Source organism: Paenibacillus sp. J31R109, assembly GCF_059692055.1.
The window spans coordinates 329,645-354,761 of the sequence record NZ_JCAUAR010000007.1; the positions used below are offsets into that span (position 1 = coordinate 329,645).

At 45.4% G+C, this 25,117-nt stretch carries 11 protein-coding genes; 8 read left to right on the forward strand and 3 right to left on the reverse strand.

All coding sequences use genetic code 11. From position 1 onward, the window contains the following. Positions 1–56 precede the first annotated feature (56 nt). Positions 57–1,637, forward strand: a complete 1,581-nt coding sequence (locus tag AC58QT_RS20050) for a type 2 periplasmic-binding domain-containing protein (RefSeq protein WP_497410554.1) — start codon at positions 57–59, stop codon at positions 1,635–1,637. A 75-nt stretch (positions 1,638–1,712) separates the two neighbouring features. Beyond that, positions 1,713–8,528, forward strand: coding sequence for a polysaccharide lyase family 8 super-sandwich domain-containing protein (locus tag AC58QT_RS20055; protein ID WP_497410555.1), 6,816 nt, complete (start codon positions 1,713–1,715; stop codon positions 8,526–8,528). 66 nt (positions 8,529–8,594) lie between these two features. Here the strand turns inward: AC58QT_RS20055 and AC58QT_RS20060 are convergent, their stop codons facing one another. After that, complete coding sequence (locus AC58QT_RS20060; protein WP_497410556.1) at positions 8,595–8,894, reverse strand: MazG nucleotide pyrophosphohydrolase domain-containing protein; 300 nt, start codon at positions 8,892–8,894, stop codon at positions 8,595–8,597. Positions 8,895–9,070: 176 nt separating this feature from the next. Here AC58QT_RS20060 and AC58QT_RS20065 point away from each other — a divergent pair, with 176 nt between their 5' ends. Together AC58QT_RS20065 and AC58QT_RS20070 are read left to right on the forward strand one after the other, a co-directional pair. Beyond that, positions 9,071–9,553: a hypothetical protein gene (locus AC58QT_RS20065; protein WP_497410557.1), complete on the forward strand. Its 483-nt coding sequence runs from the start codon at positions 9,071–9,073 to the stop codon at positions 9,551–9,553. Between the two features lie 1,108 nt (positions 9,554–10,661). Then, positions 10,662–14,792, forward strand: coding sequence for a carbohydrate-binding protein (locus AC58QT_RS20070; RefSeq protein WP_497410558.1), 4,131 nt, complete (start codon positions 10,662–10,664; stop codon positions 14,790–14,792). 64 nt (positions 14,793–14,856) lie between these two features. On the opposite strand, the gene AC58QT_RS20075 is transcribed toward AC58QT_RS20070, so the two are convergent. Together AC58QT_RS20075 and AC58QT_RS20080 are read right to left on the reverse strand one after the other, a co-directional pair. After that, positions 14,857–16,632 (reverse strand): cache domain-containing sensor histidine kinase, encoded by a 1,776-nt coding sequence (locus AC58QT_RS20075; RefSeq protein ID WP_497410559.1) that lies wholly within the window; start codon positions 16,630–16,632, stop codon positions 14,857–14,859. Then, the gene (locus AC58QT_RS20080; protein ID WP_497410560.1) at positions 16,629–18,167 is read right to left on the reverse strand and encodes a response regulator transcription factor; all 1,539 of its coding nucleotides are present in this window, start codon (positions 18,165–18,167) and stop codon (positions 16,629–16,631) included. Before AC58QT_RS20080 ends, AC58QT_RS20075 begins: the two co-directional genes overlap by 4 nt. 229 nt (positions 18,168–18,396) lie before the next feature. Here AC58QT_RS20080 and AC58QT_RS20085 point away from each other — a divergent pair, with 229 nt between their 5' ends. The 4 genes from AC58QT_RS20085 to AC58QT_RS20100 all read left to right on the forward strand — a co-directional run bounded on the left by AC58QT_RS20085 (position 18,397) and on the right by AC58QT_RS20100 (position 24,083). Then, the gene (locus AC58QT_RS20085) at positions 18,397–19,320 is read left to right on the forward strand and encodes an ABC transporter permease (RefSeq protein WP_497410561.1); all 924 of its coding nucleotides are present in this window, start codon (positions 18,397–18,399) and stop codon (positions 19,318–19,320) included. A gap of 30 nt (positions 19,321–19,350) precedes the next feature. Next, the gene (locus tag AC58QT_RS20090) at positions 19,351–20,241 is read left to right on the forward strand and encodes a carbohydrate ABC transporter permease (protein ID WP_497410562.1); all 891 of its coding nucleotides are present in this window, start codon (positions 19,351–19,353) and stop codon (positions 20,239–20,241) included. 123 nt (positions 20,242–20,364) lie between these two features. Next, positions 20,365–21,981, forward strand: coding sequence for an extracellular solute-binding protein (locus AC58QT_RS20095; RefSeq protein ID WP_497410563.1), 1,617 nt, complete (start codon positions 20,365–20,367; stop codon positions 21,979–21,981). 71 nt (positions 21,982–22,052) lie between these two features. Continuing rightward, a complete protein-coding gene (locus tag AC58QT_RS20100) occupies positions 22,053–24,083 on the forward strand; it encodes an alpha-galactosidase (protein ID WP_497410564.1) in 2,031 nt (676 codons plus the stop codon). Positions 24,084–25,117 lie beyond the last annotated feature (1,034 nt).

Sequence of the window (25,117 nt, forward strand, 5' to 3'; positions counted from 1 at the left end):
TTTTAGGAGTCCGTAGGGCTATCAAATACAACTACAATCAAATGGGGGAATACAACATGTTATGGAAAAAGCTTAGTTTGCTTACAATAACTGCAGCATTATCAGTATCCGTATTCGCTGGCTGCGCCAAGAAGGAAGAAGCAGTCACGCAAGGTCAGTCTCAAAACCCGACTGGCAGCGCTGCTCCGGAGGAAATCGTAAATCTAGAAGTATGGTATTCAAATCTAGGCTTTAAACCGATTGAGAAGGGCAGCACGTTGTATGAATTTTATAAAAAAGAACTCGGCGTTGGCATTATCCATCCTTATGTGGAATGGAACGGCGGGACATCGTATCTCAATCAACTCAATTTAAAAATTGCAGCCAATGAAATGCCAGATATGTTTCTTCCGCAGCAAGGCATGGAAGCAAGCTTAGCCAAGAATGGCGCGATTGCTGATCTGACGGAACTCATTCCCAAATATGCGCCGAACCTGTGGAATGCAGTTCCGAAGGATGTGTGGGATATTGTAAAAGCAAATGACCCTACCGGACAAGGTCGCATTTATTATGTACCTGGGGTATTAGATTACGGTCGCATGGGCGGGTTGATTCGCAAAGACTGGTTGGATAAATTGGGGCTCGCGATGCCCAAAACGCAGGATGATTTTGTGAAGGTGTTGGAAGCATTCCGCGATAAGGATCCGAATGGCAACGGCAAGAAGGATGAGATACCGACAGGTGGGCGCGAGCAAGCGGCCTGGATGGATCACATTTTCGGCATGTACGGTGTAGCGATGAATGAAGGCAAGCCGGACTGGGACATCTACGACGGGAAGATGACGTATTCCGCAGTGACACCGAACATGAAAGGTGCGTTGGAGTTTGCTGCCAAGCTGTATAAAGACGGTTTGCTGGATAAGGAAACTTTATTAAACAACAAAGCCCAATGGGACGGTAAAATCGACTCCGATAAAGTAGGTTTGTACTATCACTGGGTGGAAGATGCTGGCGGACATATTGAGAAAATTTCTAAAAACACAAACGTAAAAGGCGACTACGCTGTGCTCCCAGTTCCGGAAGTGCCGGGATTCAAAGGTTTCTACACGCAGAAGAAAATGGGAAGTCCAATCTGGGTCGTTAAGAACAATAAGGATCAGAAAAAGCTGATGGCTACCATGAAACTGTTAAATAATCTGTATGACAAAAGTAAGTGGGAAAATCTTTTCTATGGCGCTGAGGGTATGCACCATACGGTTAAAGATGGTAAGAAAGTGTCGATCGCTCCGGATAAAAGCACGCAAGAGAATAAGCTGTTCCAACCTTTTAACGATCTCGATACGCTGGCATATAAAACGAATCTATTGAAGTCGGCCACTTCAGCTGAGCGTGAATGGGCGTTAGGTCAGAATACGAGAAATATGGCGGAGAATCAGAAATACGTAAAAACGATTGCTGGAGACGGATTGCCTGCTAGTGTGTACGAAGGCTTTGCAGATATAAACAATCGTACGCTGTATGTCGAGTATGCGACTAAGATTATCTTAGGCCAATATCCCATCAGTAAATTTGATGAGTTCGTCGAGAAGTGGAATAAATCCGGCGGTGAGGAAGTAACTAAGCGGTCAAGGGAATGGTATGCAAAGGTGAAAAAATAAGGTGGATACAACATTCGGAAGGGGCAGTCCTGTACTATGGGCTGCCTCTCCATTGTAAAAAAGGGAGGAGTTTAGATGATAAGTAAGGTCAGAAAGTGTTTGACAGTCGGGTTAGCTTTGGCGCTCGTGAGTCAATTGTTTAGCGGATTCGGCGTGCCGTTCGCTCATGCATCCGAACAATCCTACACGGTCATGAATGTTCAAGATAATTTTGTCAGGAAGACTCCGCCTAGCCCCGTAAATCCCGATTACAGCAATTTGCCAAATGGCGGAGAAGCGAGTAAAGCAGGTTATTTGAATGTGAAGGAAACGAATACAACATCGCCTAGGGAGGCATATTTACAGTTTGATCTCACTAATTATCCGGAGCATATTACATCGGCAGAACTGTTCTTATTTGGCAAGAATAGTGAAAGCGCAACCAATACGGTGACCGCCAAGGTCTATGGGGTAGATACGCCAACAGGTGACAATTGGAGCGAGAGCGCCTTGACATGGAATTCAAAGCCAGGACCAGGAGTAAATCTAATTGGTTCTATGATATTTCCAAGCAGTACTGCGGCTGGGTGGCGCAGTTTGGATATGACCTCCTATATTCAGAGTCAACTTGCTACGGATAAAAAGGCAACCTTTGCTCTGACAGGCTCGAATGCTCTGATTAAGATTGAATCGCGTACCACAACCATTGAGGATACGCCTGGACATAAAGCTAGGCCGTATTTGGTTATCCACGGCACACCTTCTTTGAAAGCGGTATCAGTAGTCACTGACCACACTTCGTTAGGTTTGGGACAATCAGCTAATCTGACGATATCAGGGACGATGGACACGAATACGCCTGCTCTTTTATCCAGTGCCACCGTCACGTATACGAGCGATAGTACTCACTTTGTCATTGACGACGCAACGGTCGGCGTTGCAAGAGCAGTATCGAGTGGGAGCGCGACGATCACAGCCTCCGTTACGCTAGAAGGCGTAACCAGATCTGCAAGCGTATTGCTAACGGCAGATGGCATCGCACCTGCAGAAGTCTCCAATGTATCGGGCGGATTAAGGAATGGTGAGTATGCATTGTCCTGGTCCGATCCTGGGGATGTTGATTATGCCGGCGTTAACATCTATGAGGGGACGACGCTTCTAGGGACGGTAGCGAAAGGTATCGGTACCTTTCAAGCGCCTCACCTCAACGTAGGGGAGTCTTATACGTTTACGATTAAGACAAGAGACTTGGCGGGCAATCTCTCATCGGGAACCCCGTTTACCTTCGTATACGAGCAGCCGAATGTCCTTAAAGAAGTGGTTCTATCGCCAAGCACAGATACGATAAAACCAGGACAGTCGGTTGTGTTTTCCATAAGTGCTACAAGGAAGAATGGGGAAACGGCTGATTTAACCCAAGCAGCGATTACATATGTGAGTAATAGCGAAAACATTGCTTTGGGCAGCGGAGGCACGAATGTCGCGAATGCCGTTTATGCAGGTTCAGCGAGAGTCAAAGCGATCGTCACGTTGGACGGCGTAACGAGGGAATCGGCGTCTGTCTTGGTCCGAGTGTACCCTACGGCTCAGGATGCGTACGACACCTTGAGAATCAAGTATGCCAAGAAGATGAGCGGCTACGATCCGGACAATTCCTATGATGTGAATGATCCCGATAACCAACAGATTATTCGAACGCTCGATGCTGACACCAAGAACCTTTGGGCATCTATGAATAAAACGACCTACACGTGGTTGGATTTGACGTCGACGACCAAGTCGGTTGAATTAAGCACGATGTCCTCCAGATTAAGAACGATGGCTAAAGCATGGGCGACCTATGGCTCTGCTTATTACCAAGAAGAGGCACTTCTGCACGACATGCTGGAGAGCTGGAACCAGTTTTATCTGCTTCGCTATAACGAAAATAAAAGCCAATATGATAATTGGTTTGACTGGCTGGTTAATGTGCCGAACAATATCAATGATTCTATGATTTTGCTCTACGAAACGATTCCTTATAGTGCACATCCCGATTTGATCACGAAATTAAATAGAGCGATTGATAAGTTTAATCCTACGGTCACTCGAACCGGCGCTAATCGGGTTTTTGTCAGCAAGGTTATGATTCTAAGAGGGATTACTGGTAAGCAAAGCAGCCGCATTCAAGCAGGCTCCGATGGATTGACGGAGGTTTTCCCGAATGTCATGGCTGGGGATGGCTTTTATGAGGATGGTTCATTCATCCAACATGACTATTTCCCTTATGCAGGTGCATACGGAAAAGCACTTCTCCAGGATATCACCGATACTCTATGGCTGGTTAGTGGTAGTGAGTGGGACAATGAGGACTCGCAGAAGGCGAATATTTTCGACTGGTACTTTGAAGCGTTCGAGCCCAATCTGTACAAAGGGCAAATGATTAACGCGATTGACGGCAGGGAAATTTCCCGGGAGTACACGTTTGGCGGGTATGCTGTCCTGAATGCGCTATTGACGCAAGTTGAATTGGCTGGCAATCCTTATGTTGAGAAGCAAAAAAGTGCGATCAAATATCATATTGAGAACGCCAATGTTCGAGCATTTCTAAGTAACGCGAACATCTGGAATATGCAAAAAGCAAAGAGCATTCTTAATGACGAGACGGTCGAGGCTTATACGCCACCAGCAGGCAACTTTCTTTTCTACAATCAGGATAATGTCGTTCACCGAGGCGACGACTGGTTGTATAGCATTTCGATGCACTCCGATCGCATGGCTAACTATGAAACCGTTAGCAATGAGAATTTGAAGGGCTGGTATGAGGCGGATGGCATGACACAGCTGTATCTAGATCCATTGGATTATTTAGCCCTATTCTGGACAACGGCTGATCCAAGCCGATTGCCTGGCATTACGGTCGATCGGGATGTGAATCGCCCCGCATCCACATCCGCGAATCGGCCTTATGTGGATGTCAGCAAGTTCGCTGGTGACGGCGAGTTAATGGAGACCAGCTGGACTGGCGGTGTCTCACTGGACCGTACGTACGGGACAGCCGGTATGGACTTCAAACAACATGATTATGGGGATATGGATGTATCAGCGAAGAAGTCATGGTTTATGTTTGATGATGAGATCGTTGCACTTGGCGCAGGGATCACTAGCACTTCCGATCGACCCATCGAGACGATTGTGGAGAATCGCCCGTTGAATGCCAATGGGGATAATGTCCTTACCGTTGATGGCAGCGTGGATACTTCACCTATGGGCCAACAAGTTACAAAAGAAGGTACGCATTGGATGCATCTAGACGGCACAGGAGGCTATGTCTTTCCTAACGGCGCGAATGTAGAGATGCTGCGAGAAGAAAGGGAAGGTAAATCGAAAGCGATAAACGAGAAGTTTTTCTTTCCGGGCGATGATGAATTCAATAGCACCAATCGAGCTACGAATTGGGGATGGATCCGAGAGAATCAGACGCACAATGCGCTAACGGGCACGAAGTTGCAGATCAAATCACAGCAGGGGAGCTTAAGGGGGAACGCAAATTCTACGTTCAATCTCTTCCAGACTTCAGCGCCTAAGGAAGATTTTTTTGTCACCACTTCTCTGGATATTACACCTACACAGTCAGGGCAGGAAGCGGGGCTTTTGATTCGAAAAGATGATGATAACTACGTGTCGCTGTCAAAGGGAATGACCTCGCAAGGTAGCCGAGTAATCGCTGTCAATGAAGTTGACGGGGTCTCCCAAGTGGTTGATTTCCCTCTTAACCTGACTGGAGACGTCTTTTTGAAAATCGATAAGAGCGATGACCGCTATTCGGTATACGCCAGCAGCAGCGAAACAGCTTGGGGAACGCCACTGTATACGTTCACCAACGCTATGGCAGGTACAGATCGGCTTAATATGGGGCTGAAAATGGGACTCTTTGCACAAAGTGGTATAGAGACCAACACAGAAGTGATGGCCAGCTTTGATTTCTTCCATCTCTGGCATACGCGGAACTATATGACGCTCTGGATGCCGCATGGGATCGCACCGCAGGATGCCGACTACAGCTACATCCAGCTGCCTAAGAAAGATGCCGCTGCGGTTGCTGCTTACAGTGCGAATCCTGACGTAGTCGTACTGTCCAATACGCCGGAAATTCAAGCAGTAAAAGACAGCACACTGGACATCACGGGTATCAATTTCTGGAAGAGAGGCACGATGGATCATGTAAAAGCCAATCATCCTTCGTCCGTGATGCTGAAGGAAACCAATGAACAATTGGCGTTGGCTGTCTCCGATCCGACGCAGAAACAGGATAGAATCAGCTTTGAGATTAAGAAGCAGGGGACGGAAGTGATTAGTAAGGACAGTACAATAACTGTACTTCAGCTATCACCGACCATCAAGTTCGAAGTGGACACGACCGCCGACCCTGGTAAAACGCATGTAATCACCTTCGGTTATGATGATGCTGTTGCTGTGGAGCACTTTTCAGTTCCGTCGCTGGCTTCGACTGCTTTTGCAACAAGCTTTATCGTTGTAGGAGCGGGTACTACTGCCGCACCGGCATTGACAGCAACGTTAGACGATCAAGGGGCTGCGGTGCTTAGCCCGACGAGTGTGTTATTCTACAGCAGCAACGAACAAGTGGCGACCGTGGATAGCGCAGGGAGTGTAACGGGAATAAGTCCAGGAACTGCGGAGATTACCGCTGTGGTTACCGTAGGCGGTACTAGTAAAACTGCGACCTTACAGGTTTTGGTGCCATCCGCTAACCCGACCGTGCTTACAAAGCTTGCGAGCAAAGATACGTTCGTTCGATCCGGCATGTATCAGGAAGATGCCTATGGCAACGATACCAAACTGAATGTGAAAAATGCAGGCGGCGATGATTATCGTGAGGCTTACTTCTCATTTGATTTAAGTGGCATTGCTGGCGAGATTGCATCTGTCAAATTCCATGCCACTGGAAAAGTCGATGATTCCAGCGGTACCTTTGTCGATACGGTACTGAAACCAGTGCTAAGTGATTGGGAGGAAGGAACGGTTCATTATGCGAGTAAACCAGCGCTTGGAAAGGCCATTACAGAGGCAACTCGGTATACGAACGTAGAAGCCGATAGGAGTTTCGATATTACCAAATATACGAAGGAAAGGTTAAAAACCAGTACCACGCTCGATCTGGCGCTTGTTGAGGAGGTACTCGTAGGGCGAAAAATCTATGTGTACGCCAGTGAGAATACGAATACGCAGCCTTATCTTGAAGTGGTTGTGCATGCTTTTAATAACGCAATTCAAAATTCTGTAGTCAATCCTACCTCGGCAGTATTTGATAAAAATAGCAGCAGCACCGAATTTAAAGATAGTAGTGTCTCGCTATCGTTGAATGGTAACCTACTTGAGGGGATAAGTAATGGAAGTGTAGCGCTTGTTGAAGGAACAGACTATACGGTGCTTGGCAATCAAATTACGTTGAAAAAAGCTTATCTGATGGCGCAAGCTGTAGGTTCTTTATCGCTGAACTTCCAATTCAATGCAGGAACGAATGCCATGCTAGCTGTTGACATTATGGATACAACACCCCCGTCTACTATTGGCGGGGGAGATTCCGATGAGCAAAGTGTGGGGCCAACCAAGTCAGGTACTCAATCAGCTCCCTCCACACCTACTCGTTCAGAACTTGTAAGTGATATTGACGGCGTGAAAGTCATCGTTGATAAGGAGCCAGTGACTGTGGAAGGTCCTGCTGTTGCTAACTTTCATGTCGGCTCAGAAATGTTAGAGCAGGCTTTTGCCATGCTGCAAGGGGAGGAGCAAGAGACACTTACGATTCAAGTCATCGCTGCAGATGAGGGATTGACGCTCAGCTTGCCAGGGAGTGTACTCGCAAACGCAGCTCGCGCGAAACCTTTCGTAGATCTTTCTATCCAAGGAGGCATCTACGGATATGTGCTGCCCATTCAGGCAATCCAGCTGGAGGAAGTGGTCAAATCACTGGGTGCTGAGCTGAAAGATGTACAAGTTAGGATTACGATAGTGCCCGTTAATGGGGCAGAAAAACAAGCGATCGAGGAAAGTGCTCGGCACGCTGGGATCCAGCTATTGACTGTACCCGTCGATTTCCGTGTCAGCGTGGAAGGCAATGGCAAGACGCAAGCCATTGACAGTTACGGCAAACTGTACGTTTCACGTACAGTTGTAATTGGGAACACGGTGAATAGTGCGCAGTCCACGGTTCTGCACTATGATCCGATAAGTGGCAGCATGACATTCGTTCCTGCCACGTTTGAGGTGGAAGACGGGAAGACGACGGCCACCATGTTGCGTAATGGCAACAGTATATATGCGATCGCTGAGTCACAAAAAACCTTCACAGATCTTGTGGATCACTGGGCAAGAACGGATATTGAGCTGCTAGCCTCCAAACAAATCGTGCATGGTGTCACGAAGATGGATTTTGCTCCAGAACGGAGCATGACTCGAGCTGAATTCGTGGCGCTATTGATACGGGGACTCGGTCTTTCAGAGGAGCTCAAAGCGTTTCACTTCACAGATATTACTCGTGAGGATTGGTTTGCTGGGGCGATCGGTGCCGCTGTGAAGGCAGGTCTGATCGACGGTTATGCTGATGGTACGTTTCACCCAGAAGGAACGCTAACGCGTGAACAGATGGCCGTCATGATCGTTAGAGCTATGAGGATTGTTCGGGGAACGGAACAAGCAGCTGTTACCCCAGTGCAGGATCTATCTCGATTCAGCGATCGGAATGCCATTTCCGACTGGGCGGCCGCAGCAGTTGATGAGGCTGTAGCTACGAATATTTTGAGCGGAGTGTCGGATACAGAATTTGAACCTTTAGCAGAGGCTACTCGAGCTCAAGCAACTGTCATGCTGAAGCGAATGCTGCAACAGCTGAATTTTATCAACGAAAGCTAATTGAAGAGTAGGAAAAACGCTCATCCCCTTGCTCAACTGAGCAGGTGGATGAGCGTTTTTTTGACTCTACCAAGTGCGATCCTTATTTATTTCCATTTTCATCGCAAAGGACTTTTCAAGGTCGATTTCCAATTTATTGGCGAGATCACAGATATTCCATACCACATCGTACATCTCTAAGCCGAGGTTCTTTTTAATATCTTCTTTGTTTTCGTGGTCCGGATGATAGGAAAGATGCAGTAGTTCCTTGACCATCTCACCTACTTCGGTCACCAAATATAGTGCTCTTTGTTCCACAGTGGACGAATCGAAGCCCTTCTCGATACTGAATTGTTGAATATGCTTTTGCATGTCAGATATGTGCATAATGGTATTCCCCTTGTTTAAAATGAGTGAAATAAAGTTGTTAGAATAAGTATAGAGATAAACTAAGTATATTACAAAATATAGTTGTTTAATTATGGAACTTTTGTAAAAAAGGGACGTCTAACTGTCAGGGAGCGATTGTTAAATGCGAGACAGAGGGAGAGCAAATGATTAGGATGAATCAATTATCGCAAAAGGTAGTCGTATTATTTCTATTGGTAATCCTCTTAGTTGGATGTACACAAACGCAAATAATTAATAAGAATGACTATTTGGACATATACAAAGTTGCCTTCAAAACGATTTTTGATCAAGACGCTAATTTTTATAATAATGCCAAGATGACTTATTTATTAGTTAAAACAGATAATTTAGAACTCAACATGGATGAAAAATTGAAATTATTAAATTACCTAAAGCAAATCAGCAAAGTTGAAGTGGAGGAAGGGGAATATTCTGATATAGAGACCAATTTAGCAAAAAAAATATTTGGTGGCATGGCAATTGAATTGGAGAACATCGTTTTCAAAACAGATGGAAAAGTAATCTTAACTAGCAGGAAGACGTTCCTAGGATCCATTCAACTAAGACAAACCATTGAGAAAAATGATGCCATCTGGATGACAAGTAACAAAGATAAAATAGTGAAATCGAAATGAGGGGGACAGTGCGATGCATATTCGGCGAAATGTATGTATTTTATTTTTTGTTACTCTAATGACAGTTTTACTCGGGTGCTCTAATCATTTGACTCCGTCAAATAGTACCGAACCTCCAGTACTAACAACTGAGATACGAAAAATAACGTTGTCTCAATTGAAGCAAATAACAAAGGACATGTCGTACAAAGAATTAATACACAAACTAGGCAACACCAAGGATATTGGGTCTGGCATATCGATCTTTAGGTATGAATTTGCAAATGGTAAATTCCTCGATATTAACATGTTTGAACATGATCTTGATGCGATGATTAATGAGGATGTCTACCAGCATATTCAAAATGTGTTAAAGATTAAGTGATAAGCAGCGTTTAAATGAAATTCTGTCGTATCTACAACAGAAAAGCAGAGCACCTGAGTGCACTGGGGTAGAGCAAATTCTGTTGTATCTACATCAGAAAAGCAGGGCAATTGAGGTGCATTAGGGAAGAAGAAAATCTGTTGTAGATACAACAGAAAAGTAGTGCAATTGAGGTGCACTAGGGTAGAGCAAATTCTGTTGTAGATACAACAGAAAAGCAGGGCACTTGAAGTGCACTACGGGTAGAGAAAATTCTCTTGTAGATACAACAGAAAAGCAGGGCACTTGGAGTGCACTACGGGTAGAAGAAATTCTGTTGTAGATACAACAGAAAAGCAGGGAACTTGGAGTGCACTACGGTAGAGCAAATTCTGTTGTATCTACATCAGAAAAGCAGGGCAATTGAGGTGCATTAGGGAAGAAGAAAATCTGTTGTAGATACAACAGAAAAGTAGTGCAATTGAGGTGCACTAGGATAGAAGAAATTCTGTTGTAGATACAACAGAAAAAGCAAGTAGATCGAGGAACTAGTCGGAGCATCAACAAAAGAAACGCGGAAATGAAAAGAAAACAAACACTGTGCAACTTATTAATGAATAAGTTGCGCGGTGTTTTTTAGTAATCCTGCAATCTACAAAGTCTGTTAGATAACGGTATGTTTCTGAAAATAATCGCGTAGAGATCTCTCTGATTTCCTTCCTATAATAGACATGAATGAAATTTCATTGTACAAGGAGAGATGTTATGAGGGATAGGATTGCGATATGGCTAGTTGTGTTCATGCTTTTATTAGTGGCGCTGCCAGCCAACGCGGGTATGGGCGTTCAAACTGCGTATGCGGAAGGTCAGAGCTACGAAGCAGAAGCAGCGGGTAATCTTTTAGCTGGAAACACATCAATCGTCGATTGTACCGGATGCTCTGGTGGTAAGAAGGTAGGTGGGCTCTATCAAGGAAGTTCGCTTCAATTCAACGGTATTACTGTGAACGAAGCTGGAAGCTACAAGATGTCGGTTTCTTATATATCCGGCGATCCTCGTTCGGTGAACATCCGTGTAAATGGAGGGAGCGCGGAAAATTACGATTTTCCGAAAACGGCGGATTGGAGCACGGTTGGCACTTTTGATATTACGCTGCAACTGAATGCCGGTACGAATGTAATCGTATTTGACGACGGCAATTGGTATGCACCGGATATTGACAAAGTGGTAATCAATCCTGCAGGTACGCAGAATCCTGGAGATGGTGGCGGAGGCGACCCATCACCAGTATTTGCTCAGCATTACGAGGCAGAGTCTGTGCTCAATGTGCTAACTGGCAAAGCTTCCATATCTAATTGCGGTTCGTGTTCAGGAGGCAAGAAAGTCGGTAATGTATATCAAGGAAGCGCGTTGCAATTCAATCAAATTGGGGTGAATGCTCCCGGTATCTACACGGTGAAGCTCTCTTATATTTCAGGAGATCCTAGGTCTGTTCAAATTAGTGCGAACGGAGGCTCGTCCGAGCTATATGATCTGCCCAAAACGGCGGATTGGAATACAGTCGGCACGTATGACGTTGATCTTTCTTTACAGGCGGGCAGTAATACAATCCTTTTATCCGATGGCAATTCGTACTCCCCTGATATCGATAAGATTTCTGTTTCTCCCAAAAGCTTAACCTATGAAGCAGAAGCTTCTACGAACACACTCGGTGGCAAAGCAAGTATTGCCAATTGCAGCAGTTGCTCGGAAGGTAAGAAAGTCGGCAACTTATATCAAGGCAGCTCCTTGCAATTTAATGGGGTTGAAGTGGCTTCAGCAGGGAATTATCAAGTAACCGTTTCTTATATATCTGGCGATCCTCGCGCTGTACAAGTCAGTGCAAATGGTGGATCTGCAGAGACGTATGATTTTCCCAAAACACCTGACTGGAACACGGTGAATACGTATGTGATTCCTTTGGCTTTGGTGGCTGGCAGCAATACAATTCAGTTCGCTGACGGCAACGGCTACTCCCCTGATCTGGATAAAATTGTTGTTGGCCCGAAGATGGTACAGAATCCTGGCGATGACGATAACGTCGACAGCTCTCTTGGCGTACCCGGTGAGTCGAAACAATACGGTGCCATCACCGTAACGCGTTATACGTATGGTGCAACTTTTTCGAATGGAGATACAACCATTACGTACCATACAGATAGCGGTATGGCAGATTATGCATGGAAGGATGCCAAAATTGTAAAAGGCGTTTATGGCAGTCTGCAATTGGATGAACTCATCACTAACAAAAGTTATCCACAGCATACCTTATCCGACGCTGCGATCGTGCCAATTCATGACGGTTTTGGTACAGGTCTTCGTTTCACCGTCATTAACGAAGCGCCTGGTAAACCTACGCTTCATCAAATCTATACCCTGTATGAAGGGAAGAACTTCTTTCTGACTCAGTTAAAAGCTGTAAATACCGCATCCATGACGACAAATACCATAGCTCCTATCGTTGTGAACAACACGGGCGGTGTGGACATTGGCAGTTATGCGGATAACCGAGCCCTATTTGTCCCTTTTGATAATGATAATTGGATTCGGTATAAGGCTCAATCGATCAACACGTCGAACACTGGTTATGAAGTAACGGCTATTTACAATAACGCTAATCGGAATGGACTTGTGATCGGCTCCGCTACGCATGATACGTGGAAGACGGGTATTTCCTGGAACGGGTCTAACAATAAATTGAATAACCTCACGGTGTATGGCGGAGCATCGTCCAACATTACACACGACACGGTGCCCCACGGAAGCATTTCAGGTACGGAAGTAACATCACCAACTATGTTTGTCGGCTACTTTGCCGATTACCGTGACGGTCTCGAGGAATACGGGCGTGCGAACGCCGTGTTTGCTCCGCCATTAAGCTTCCAGGGCTCTGTTGCCCAAGAAGTTCCGGTAGGGTGGAACAGTTGGGGAGCCTACGGCAGCGATCTCACTTATCAAGATGTTATCGATACGTCGAACTACTTCAAGGAGCACTTGCAGAATAAATCTTTTAACAACAAGGGATCACTCTACATTAACTTAGACTCCTATTGGGACAATTTAACGGATACGCAGCTGCGTAATGCGGTGACAACCATTCATGAAAATGGTCAGCAAGCCGGTATATATTGGGGACCCTTCGTCTACTGGGGCACGAACATGAGCCAGACAGTTGAGGGGACGAACAATCAATATACTTACGGCGACATCGTATTGCGGGATAGTACGGGGAAGATTTTGCCTACGTTGGATGGCGCTTATGCACTTGATCCGACTCATCCGGGCACGAAGGCACGAATGGATTATTTTTTGGGTAAATTTAAGGGTTTAGGCTTCACGTATATTAAACTGGATTTCTTAACGCACGGTTCTTTGGAAGGCAAGCATGCTGATCCGACGGTGACCACTGGTATTCAAGCGTATAATCAAGGGATGGCGTACGTGAATCATGTCATTAATGGCAGCATGTTCATTAGCGAGTCGATTGCGCCGTTATTCCCTAGTCAATATGCGCACAGCCGTCGAATATCTTGTGATGTGTATGGCAAAATCAGTGAAACCGAGTACGAGCTGAACTCGCTCACATATGGTTGGTGGCAAAATGGCACGATTTACCCCTACACAGACCCAGATCATATGTCATTGTCGAGGGCAAGTTCCATGGACGAGGCACGCAGCAGAGTTAATTCCGCCGTTATTTCGGGCACGGTGTTCTTGAATTCGGATGATGTTCATAATGAGACGGCTCAGGCCTACATGAACGAATTATTGACCAACAAGGAAGTCAACCAAGTCGCTTTACTAGGCAAGGCTTTCCAAGCAGTCGAAGGGAATACGGGAGCGAATGCAGCCGAGACTTTTGTGCTGAATCACAATGGAACTTACTATGTGGCTGTCTTCAATTACAGCGGAGCTTCCGCTTCAACGAAGTCCATCGATTTGGCGCGTGCTGGCTTGAATGGCACCAGTAACTATCTGCGAACGGATCTATGGACAGGGGCCGAGGATAAGGTGAGCGGTATGCTGAACGTAACCCTGAAGCCAGCTGAGTCTAAACTATTTAAGCTTCAGCTAGATACCGTACCTCCTACGACAAACGTCATCTTGGAAGGGATCAGCGGTTCCAACACGTTTACCAATAAAGATATTAAGATGACTTTCAGCGCAGTAGATCAACCGGGAGGCTCTGGCATACTGTTGACTGAATACCAGCTCAATGGCGGAAATTGGGTAACGGTTAATGGACCTGTGACGCTTTCTACAGAAGGTGCTTACAGCATTCATTATCGTTCGAAGGATCGGTACGGCAATGTCGAGGCAGCCAAGCAAGTGAGGGCAGGCATCGATCGCACAGCACCCGTTGTTCGAATCAACGGTCCATTAACCATTTGGCAGACAGATCCTTTGAACTTGCCAGTTCAGATTACGGATTCGTTAAGCGGCACAGGTCATAGCACGATTCAACTGGATAAGAAAACCACGGGCAATCCAATTCAAGCTGCCCCTGCATCTTTAGCCGTTGGAAACCATCTCATCGAGATCATCGGGACGGATCTGGCCGGCAATGTAACGGCGAGTACGTATACGCTTCAGGTTCAGATCGATACCAATCATTTCTTGGATCTCATCAACATCGGTGTTGCGAATGGTGCAATCACCATTTCAGACAAAGGCAAGGAGTTGCTTGCCAAAGTGGATGCGATTATTCGCAGTCATAATAAAGAAGCGACCCTTCTGCAATTAAAAGCGCTGCGAATCTTTGTGCAAGTGGTAACCGTCGGTAAGAAAATTACCAAAGAATTCTCTGATATCCTTATTGCTGACATCGATTACTTCATCCAAAAGGCAAGTAAATAGCGATGAGAAAAAGGGGCTCTCCCAAGAGCCCCTTTTTCTCATTAGTCGCATTTTTCAATGATGCTTATGAATGAATACCGTGCAGAGGGATACGAATTTGCGCCTTTGTTCCAATTCCAAACTTACTGTACAGCATCACACCATATTCATCGCCAAAGGCTAATTTAATCCGCTGGTCAACATTCGTAATCCCATACCCCGAGATGTTATCGGTTTTATTGAGAGCACGTTCCAGTGTTTCGGCACGCATACCCATGCCGTCATCGATCACTTCCAGATAAATATCGCAATCATCTCGGTATACTTTAATGATAATATTAAGGCCGACTTCATCGTCCCACACGGCATGATTAATGGCATTTTCCACAAATGGCTGTAAGGCTAGCTTGACTGTCTGATAAACCAGTACAGAATCATCAATATCATAATGAAGTCTCAGCAGTCCCTCAAACCTATGCTGTTGGATGGCGATGTAATATTTGGTGAGTTTGATTTCTTCACTAATGGGCAAAATCATTTTTCCTTTATTTAATGAAATTCGGTAAAACTTAGCGAGGTGTGAGACCATTTCGTTAATTCGGTTATCCCCATGCTTAATAGCTAATGAGGAGATAGAAGCCAGCGTGTTATATAAAAAATGCGGATTGATTTGCGCTTGCAGCATGTTCATTTCCGCTTCTTTCTTGGCAATTTCCTTCTTGTAGACCTCATTGATTAATTCTTTGAGGCGTCCTGTCATCTTGTGGAAGGCAAAGGATAGCTGTCCAATTTCGTCATGTCCCATAAATGTCATATTGACATTAAAATCTTCCCGTTCAACCCGCCGGATGACTTGAAGCAGGGATTCAATACGTTTGGTGAAGAACCGTGAGGTGATATAAATTAAAACCACGGAGATCGCGATACTGCTCAAAGCCATGAGTAAAACGCGTTTGGATGCCTTTTGAGCATTCGAAATAAAGCTCTTGTAGGGGATAACGGATATCGTTTTCCAGCCATTTTTAATCGTGTTGTACACGACGAGTGACTTCTCACCATTGTACATGCTGTCGAAGCTTCCTGACTGATTCTCACGGAAAGTACCGGAGATTAAGGTATTGATATTTTGATTCAGAAGTGTTTTATTGCGGTTGGATAAAATATTGCCATTCTCATTGACGATATAAATATCTTTTTGTTTATCTTCTTTCTCCATGAGCCGATAAATGTCCGCTTCAGCAATTTCGAACGTAAGGATCCCGTAAGGAAAGTTAAGGCTGTTGTTATTGAGCAAACGCGCTAGCGTGAAGACAGGTTCAGTGGCATCCGTATTTGCGGAAACGCTGTAAGCCACATTACCATGAGAATTGGCGATAGATGCGTACCAATTGGTTGCTTTGGCTGCAGCATCGATTCGTTTAATATATACGCTATCCGCAGGAAATGTGGTATTGCTTATGTAGATGGATGCCGCCCGAATATCGGGATTCGTTGCTAATACATTTTTCATGACATTATTGAAGTACATGTAGGAATCTAAGTACTCTGTTTCATCTTCGGAATAATCTTTAATTAATAGCAGACGCAGCGTATTATCCAAATAAATGGAAGCTGATATTTGTGAATAAGAATCCAGCTTTGTTTCTAAGTTTGTGTTAATTTGATCGGTCGTTGCAATCATATTGGCATAGATTTGTGTTGTTAATTCCTGTTTGGTGGTGTCATAGGAATATTTGACGAAAAACAATAAAGGTAAGATCGAAACGATGCAAAAGACGGCGAATAATTTACGGTTTAAATTGAGATTAAGAAACGTTTTAGCTACATACCCGAGTGGCCATGGCAATCGTCGCTGCTTCATAACTGTTTTTTCCTGTATTCGTTAGGGGTCGTTCCTTTGAACTTTTGAAACACTGAGCAAAAATAGGAGACGTTCTCGTATCCAACGGATGCGGCAATCTCATGGATTTTTTTGGATTTATCTTTGAGCATCTCTCCTGCATGATGTATGCGTATGCGTGTCAAATATTCCAGTATCGTTTCTCCCGTTTTTTCCTTAAATAAAGTTCGCACGTAATTGGGTGACAGATACACTTGTTTCGCGAGATCCTCGATGGTCAACTGTCTGCTGAAGCTGTTGTCGATAAGACTAGTGATTTGATGAATAATATGAAGATTCTTATCTTTGTCCTTTTCTTTCATAAGGGAGAGGATGGCATGACAGACGCCCAAAATATGATTTTCAATTTCATTAATAGTTGAATAATTCGCGATGCCTTTCCAATCGTCGACATACATGGCATTCACAGAGTCGCCTCCGATAATATTGGTAAAATGCTGCTCGATGGCGGTAATAAGGCGCAGTGAGCTTGAGCAGACCAGGTCCCGATCGACTTTGGAGGAGCGCATTTCGTTAAAAAAATCATGAATCACAGTGCTGGCGGCAGCTTCTTGTAAGTGGGAAATGGCATGACAAAGTGAAGCAATTGCCTGTTCGGGGTTCACTTCTTTGTACACCGGCTCGACAGCTTGATCAGCCCTCGTACATGTCCCCAATCCGTAATAAAATTTGCTTTCATTCGCTCGTCTGGCACCGACATATAGTTCGTATAGGCTATCTAATCCCATCTGAACGTCGGAAATGCCGATTGAAATAATCGCGTTATTGCTGTCGTTGATATAGCGAATCAGTCGTTCCGCCGCAGGGTATAGCTCGAGTGGCGCTGTATCTTGCTTGTGGCAGAGAAGCAGGAAGGTTCCTTCTTTCATTTGACAGAGAAAGGAACGAGGGATCTCCGTCTGTGTGAAATTACGAATCTGTGTTACGAGCTCCAAGCCATAATGGCTCACAGGGTCAATGGTTAGGTAGATCATTTGAAAAAGTCCGCTCGAAGGGATTGAAGATGGCAGCAAGACTAGTTTCTCAATCCATTGGGATCTAACCAGGGGGCTACTTTCCTGTACGAGCTCCCTCAGATAGGATTCTTTGAGTACTTCTGAGGTCTGTGAGGATATTCGGAATTCCTCGCACTTCTGTTTCACTCTCTCCATGAGGAGTTGAAGCTCGCCCATATCAAGTGGCTTTAACAAATAGCCGATCGCTTCAACGGAAAGCGCTGCTTTAATATAGTGAAATTCATCGTGACCACTTAGAAATATGATTTGGACATTACGATTGATCTGCTTGGCTCGTCTACTGAATTCCAGTCCATCCATAATAGGCATCCGGACATCCGTTAAAATGATATCAGGTCGAAGTTCTTCCATGCGCTGAAGCGCTTCTCTACCGTTCTTCGCTGTGCCAGCAACACGAATACTCATGTCACCCCAACGAACGTAATCGGCGAGCATTTCGAGCTCCATTTTTTCATCGTCTACCAGCAGTATGCTGTACATTGAGAGCGCTACCACCTTTCTAAACGTTAGTTATAACACCATGTATTGTAAAACGTATAGCTCAAATAAACAATGAATTACCCTCAGGACCGTTATTTTGGAATACGTTTCGGAGGATGTTTGTATAGAATTGTGAATGGCCCGTTCCTATAATGAGAATATACAAAATGATGATGGTTGTGATCGAGCGGCATTAGCCATCGCAGCCTGGAAAAGGCGGGTTAACCACATGGAAGCGCGACTCCGAAGGATGAAGAGCCAAAAATACTTATACTTAATGATCCTGCCGGCTTTCATCTCTACCCTATTCTTCTCGTATGGTCCGATGTTCGGCTTATACATGGCGTTTATCAATTACTCGCCCGGTGGAGGTTCATTTTTTCATCAGTTTTTTACAAGTAAGTTTGTCGGTTTCGAGTGGTTTCGGTACTTCTTTAGCAGCGGTGACTTCTATATCATTATGCGAAATACGATTGCGCAAAGCTTCTTATCCCTGTTAATCGGATTTCCGGCTCCTATTCTACTGGCGTTAATGATTAATGAAGTGAAGACGGGTTTATTCAAAAAAGTGATGCAAACGGTATCCTACTTACCTCACTTTATATCTTGGGTCATAGCAGCCAACATCATCATAACACTGCTATCTTCACAAGGGCTGATCAACAAAATATTAATGCTCCTGAACATAACAGAGCAACCCGTGCAATTTTTTCAAAACGGTCATTATTTCTGGGGGATCATTGCCGTCTCAAATATGTGGAAGGACATGGGATTTAATGCAATCATGTATTTGGCCGCAATAGCCGCTATCAATCCCGAACTATATGAAGCAGCAAGAGTTGATGGGGCTAGCCGCATGCGACAAATGTTCCACGTAACACTCCCATCTTTGCGCCCTACGATTGTCATTCTAGCTATATTGTCCATCGGGGGGATTTTGAACGCAGGTTTCGATCAGCAGTATTTATTGCAAAATAACACGATCTTGAAATATTCGGATGTTATCGATACCTATACGTACCGTTACGGACTACAGAATGGCATGTTTTCTTATGGAGCAGCTGTAGGGTTGTTTAAATCGGTCATTGCCTTTATCCTCGTTGTCAGCGTCAATTCGCTCTCTAAACGAATGAATCAGCAATCTTTGTTCTAACTAAGAAAAGATAGGAATGGGTGGGTTTACATGAGAACAAAATCGAGAGGCGATGTTTTCTTCGCTTGGTTCGTATATGGGTTCCTCTTACTGATGTTTATCGCAACGTTCTACCCCTTCTGGAACATTCTTGTACTCTCTCTAAATAGTGCGGAGGATACAATCCGGGGTGGTGTGTATTTCTGGCCGAGGGATTTCTCCCTAACAAGCTATGCGCAGATTTTGGGCGATCAGGAAATTATTAATGGGCTCAAAGTGACAATTGCACGCACATTGATCGGCACGCCTCTCGCGGTTCTGGTCATCTGCCTGCTTTCTTATCCGCTGAGCAAACGTGATCTAGTTGGTGGGAGACCCATCACATTGTTCTTCATATTCACGATGTACTTCGGCGGCGGCTTAATTCCTTACTATATGATCTTAAAAAGTCTGCACCTTATTGATACTTTCTGGGTGTACATTGCACCAGGGCTTATGAATGTCTTCTATATGATATTGGTACGCACATTTATTCAACAACTTCCTGGGGAATTAGATGAATCAGCGAAAATAGACGGTGCGAACGATTTGCAAATCTTCCTTATGATCATATTGCCGTTAACAACACCAGTGCTTGCAACAATAGGTTTGTTTACGGCGATCGGTCACTGGAATTCTTGGTTCGACTCCTATGTATTTACGTATAAGCCCGAATTAAAGACCTTACAAGCGGTTCTGGTCAAAATATTGAATCAGTATCAGACGTCTTCTATGGTCTCCGATGCGCAGCAGATGGCAGATTCGGCCAAACGCCTCGCTGTATCGTCGGATTCAATCCGCATGGCGGCAACGATCGTCGCAACACTCCCGATTGTTATCGTGTATCCCTTCTTGCAAAAGTATTTTGTCAAAGGGATGACGGTTGGCGCTGTTAAAGCGTAGACCTGTATCTCATATCTGAAAGGCGGTGGTTGGGGGATCCTTCGTAGAAGTTAGGATGAAATCTTAGGAAGTCATGCATGCAGATATGTTTCAAATACATTCAGTCAAGGGGGATTTTATTTCATGTTCAAAACGAAAAAAACATTCAACGTGCTGATATCAGCGGTTCTTATGGGTTCCGTCATCGCTGGTTGTACGACCAAAGATAATACGGCTTCAACAAGTGTTAAACCAGCAGCCACAACCGATAACAAAGCAAACGATACGACACCGATAAAAATGACATTTTTCGATAAAAATACAGGCGATGCGTTCACTAATGAAGTTGCTAAGGAAATTACGAAACGGACAGGAGTTACGATTGAAATTCAGCAGCCAACGGGCAATCCTTCCGAAAAGCTCAATTTGATGCTCGCCAGCAGCGATCTGCCGGATCTAGTTCTCATGGACCGCGGAGATATCGTTAGTAAGTACATCGCCGCAGGGGCGATTATTCCACTGGATGATCTCATTGCAAAATATGGTCCTAATGTGCAGAAAATGTATGGGGACACGTTAAAGAAGACGCGGTTTACGGACGGTAAAAACTACTATCTTTCTAACTGGTACGGTCCAGAGAATGAGCCTGTATTCGGTATCAATATGCGGAAGGATTGGCTGAAACAGATTGCGCCAGACAAAGCGGAAGGCGGTAAGCCGTTTACGACCGATGAATTCGAGGCTCTACTGAAAGATTTTAAAACAAAGCTTGGTAAGGTAGATGGCAAAGACGTATACCCGATGAGCTTCAACGGTGAAAACATGGGCGCTGTGCTTGGAACGTTTAAAGGCATGTGGGGAATGAGAGTATATTACGAAGATAATGGAACACTGAAATACGATGTGAAAGACCCGAAATATAAGGACATGCTGATGTATATTAACAAGTTGTACCGTGAAGGCTTAATCGATCCGGAATGGCCTGTTAACAAGAAACAAACGTGGGAGCAAAAAATTTCTAAAGGTCTCGTATTTGCATCACCTGGCGCTTATTGGGATTTCGGTACGCCTAACGGTGTGCTGAAAAAAGAAGGCGGCATTGAGAAGCAGGTTTACCCGTATAAAATTGTGGGACCAGGCGTTGACCCTGCAAAAACAACCTTAGGGCCAAAAAGCTCGCTTGGTTGGGATGCAATTGCCATTACAAAGACGAATAAAAACCCTGAAAGAACGATGAAACTCATTGACTTCCTAGCTAGCGAAGAAGGCCAATACCTTTTGATGTGGGGAATTGAGGGTGTGCACTGGGATCAGAAGGATGGCAAACATACACCGCGTCCGGAAGTACTTCAAGGTTTCAAAGATGATTGGGATAACTACGCGAAGAAAACAGGTATCCGCAAATGGACTTGGTTCGTGAAGAACGGTAAAGGCTCAGATGGTACGCCGTATGATTTGCCGGGACGTTACTCACGTAACGAGATCGACCAGATGGCACTGAAGAATTTGTCCGATACGGTATGGGAAACAGCGGCTTATGATAACCTCGGCCCTGCAGGCGGCACCCCGGATGCGCTCGTTAGCCAGAAAATTTCAGATATCATGAGTCAGACCATTACGAAAGTGATCATTTCCAAGACAGAAGCGGATGCAGCTTCTCTGTTCGATAAAATGCTTGCCGATATGAAAGCAGCTGGCGATGAGAAAGTGGAGAAAATCATCAACGAGAATTACAAGAAACGCATGGATCTTTGGAAATAAGAGACGGATTAGGAAGCCGAGGGATTGCTCCGGCTTCCTTCTTCATATACAAAAGCGTGAAGGAGCGGGGAATGATGACATCTAGTACGGTATTGTTTCAAGAGTTGGACGGGCAAGTCGTTGGCGGAAATGGGTTATGCCGAATAATCGTCGATCTGTCCAGCGGATTAACCAATTATGAATGGAGCACAGGCAGCAGCATGAGCGGGGTTTACAGTGTTGTGAGGATTGATGGCACCGATGTGGCTTCTACTGAGTACTCGGAGCACAAACTGGCGGCTAGCGGCATTGAGGTGATTCATGATGAATTCGGCACAGGCTGCCACTTCTCTGTCATTCATACTGCTCCGTTAAAGCCGGTTATGAAGCAGACCTTCTGGCTTTATGAAAAAGCGCCATACTTTTTCGTTCAGGTCGAGCTGGAGGGCGGAGCTTTGGAGACGAATTATATGTCACCATTGACGGTGGATGCTGCGAAGGGATCTTCAATTGTTTCGTTGGCGGCTGAGGAACTGCGCGCGTTGCTCGTACCTTTTGATAACGATAAGTGGGTACGTTATGAATCCATTGCCATGCCGAATCAGCTGGAAAGCTATGAGGTGACGGCTATTTTTGACTCGACATCAAGAAATGGCTTAGTCATCGGTTCGGTGACACATGATACGTGGAAAACCGGTCTGAAAGTAGTCGGTAAAGAGGGGGCTGCCATTCACCGTCTGGAGGTATTTGGTGGCGCAGCTGGCGAGTATACACGCGATACGATGGCTCACGGTACGTTAGTTGGCAGAACGATTACTTCACCGCGTATCTTTGTGGGTATGTATGAGGATTATAGAACGGGACTAGAGGAATACGGAAAAGCTAATGCGCTGATAGCCCCACCTTTACAATGGGAACATGGTACTCCTTTTGGATGGAATAGCTGGTCGGCGGCCGGGGATAAGCTCGATTATGAGTTATACACGCATACGTCGGATTTTTTAAAAAGCTTGTCGGATTGCGGGTTTCATCAGCAGGGGACGCTCTATATCAACTTCGATTCCTTCTGGACGAACTTATCGCAAGAGCAGCTAGAAGCCGCCGTGCGTCACGTTCGTGACAATGGACAGAAGGCTGGCATTTATTGGACACCTTTTGCCTTCTGGGGGCATGATTATGATCGGGTGGTAGAAGGGACGGATGGCAAATATACGTACCGAGAGCTACTGTTGCGCGATGAAAAGGGGCAAGTTCTACCCGAGTTAGATGGCGGGCTTGCCATTGATCCTACCCACCCTGGCAATCTGTTGCGGACGGCGTGGTATTTGGAACGTTTTGTCAGGTGCGGGTTCGAGTACATTAAACTCGACTTCCTTGGACACGGTGCGTTGGAAGGTGTGCATTTCGATAAAGCGGTGCGTACAGGGATTCAAGCGTATAACCTTGGCATGGCGTTAATTAAAGATAGGCTTGACCCTGAGGTAATTGGTCGTCCGTTCTTTATCAACTTGTCCATCGCGCCGATGTTTCCGCATCAATACGCGCATAGCAGGCGCATTTCCTGCGACGCTTTCGGGACACTGACAGATACGGAGTATATGTTGAATTCACTTACCTATGGCTGGTGGATGAATGGAAATTTATTTCCATTTAACGATCCTGACCATACGGTTTTATACAAAAGCTTTAACCAAGAACCTACGATGGTACAAGAAAGTAGGAGCCGTCTGAATGCGTCCCTCATTGCCGGGACAGTTCTTCTTATGGGGGATGATTTCCGACATGAGGAAGCAAGAATTAGAGCAGAGGATTGTTTGACTCGTCCTTTGTTACTGGAAATTGCGAAAACAGGGGAAAGCTTTATACCGCTTGAGGGGAATACGGATGCGGCTTCTGACACTGTTTTTTATAAAAGGGCAGGTGACAACTGTTTCATAGCCGTATTTAACTTTAATAAAGCAGAAACGGTCGAGGCCGTCATCCAACTTGACCGATTAGGCCTGCCTCGTGACGTGACTTATTCGCTGTATGATCTATGGGAGGAAAGCAGTATATCGTCAACTGGTGATATCCGAGTTCGCTTGGAACCCGCGGAGTCGAAAATATTGAAGCTGATTTTTTAGTGTGTGGGGATCCAAGGCTAAGGTTGAGAAGCGTAACTCGATATTATCGAGTTGCGCTATTTTTATTGGTGTGGATGTTATGGGTAACTCGAAAAAATCGAGTTACAGCACTCGAAAAGCCATGGCGGTCGCCCGTAACACGAAAAAATCGAGTTACGGCACTCGAAAAGCCACAGCGGCCGCCCGTAACTCGAAAAAAACGAGTTACAGCACTCGAAAAGCCACGGCGGCCGCCCGTAACACGAAAAAATCGAGTTACAGCACTCGAAAGGCCACAGCGGCCGCCCGTAACACGAAAAAATCGAGTTACAGCACTCGAAAAGCCACGGCGGTCGCACGTAACTCGAAAAAAACGAGTTACAGCACTCGAAAGGCCACAGCGGCCGCACGTAACTCGAAAAAATCGAGTTACGGCACTCGAAAGGCCACAGCGGCCGCCCGTAACACGAAAAAATCGAGTTACAGCACTCAAAAGGCCACGGCTGAAGCCCGTAACACGAAAAAATCGGGTTACAGCACTCGAAAAGCCACGGCGGTCGCACGTAACTCGAAAAATCGAGTTACAGCACTCGAAAAGCCACGGCGGCCACACGTAACACGAAAAAATCGAGTTACAGCACTCGAAAGGCCACAGCGGCCGCCCGTAACACGAAAAAATCGAGTTACGGCACTCGAAAGGCCACAGCGGCCGCCCGTAACACGAAAAAATCGAGTTACAGCACTCGAAAGGCCACAGCGGCCGCACGTAACTCGAAAAAAACGAGTTACAGCGCTGCAAAAGCTAGTTTGCTTGATAAGCCTGCCACTTTCGCCGTCTCAGAGTGCAGTCGGTGCTGATGTGAATCTGAGGCTGAAAAAATCGACGTCTCAAGAAAGAGATATCGCTAGGTCAGAAATGTGTTAACCGAGCCTGCCACTTTCGCCGTCTCAGAGTACAGTCGGTGCTGATGTGAATCTGAGGCTGCAAAAATCGACGTCTCAAGAAAGGGATATCGCTAGGTCAGACTAATGTGTTAACCGAGCGTGCCATTTTC

Excerpts from the sequence above, each read along its gene's own strand:
- AC58QT_RS20095 (WP_497410563.1), top strand. The coding sequence starts at position 20,365 with ATGTTCAAAACGAAAAAAACATTCAACGTGCTGATATCAGCGGTTCTT.
- AC58QT_RS20100 (WP_497410564.1), top strand. The coding sequence starts at position 22,053 with ATGATGACATCTAGTACGGTATTGTTTCAAGAGTTGGACGGGCAAGTC.
- AC58QT_RS20050 (WP_497410554.1), top strand. The coding sequence starts at position 57 with ATGTTATGGAAAAAGCTTAGTTTGCTTACAATAACTGCAGCATTATCA.
- AC58QT_RS20070 (WP_497410558.1), top strand. The coding sequence starts at position 10,662 with ATGAGGGATAGGATTGCGATATGGCTAGTTGTGTTCATGCTTTTATTA.
- AC58QT_RS20080 (WP_497410560.1), bottom strand. The coding sequence starts at position 18,167 with ATGTACAGCATACTGCTGGTAGACGATGAAAAAATGGAGCTCGAAATG.
- AC58QT_RS20055 (WP_497410555.1), top strand. The coding sequence starts at position 1,713 with ATGATAAGTAAGGTCAGAAAGTGTTTGACAGTCGGGTTAGCTTTGGCG.
- AC58QT_RS20075 (WP_497410559.1), bottom strand. The coding sequence starts at position 16,632 with ATGAAGCAGCGACGATTGCCATGGCCACTCGGGTATGTAGCTAAAACG.
- AC58QT_RS20090 (WP_497410562.1), top strand. The coding sequence starts at position 19,351 with ATGAGAACAAAATCGAGAGGCGATGTTTTCTTCGCTTGGTTCGTATAT.
- AC58QT_RS20085 (WP_497410561.1), top strand. The coding sequence starts at position 18,397 with ATGGAAGCGCGACTCCGAAGGATGAAGAGCCAAAAATACTTATACTTA.
- AC58QT_RS20065 (WP_497410557.1), top strand. The coding sequence starts at position 9,071 with ATGAATCAATTATCGCAAAAGGTAGTCGTATTATTTCTATTGGTAATC.
- AC58QT_RS20060 (WP_497410556.1), bottom strand. The coding sequence starts at position 8,894 with ATGCACATATCTGACATGCAAAAGCATATTCAACAATTCAGTATCGAG.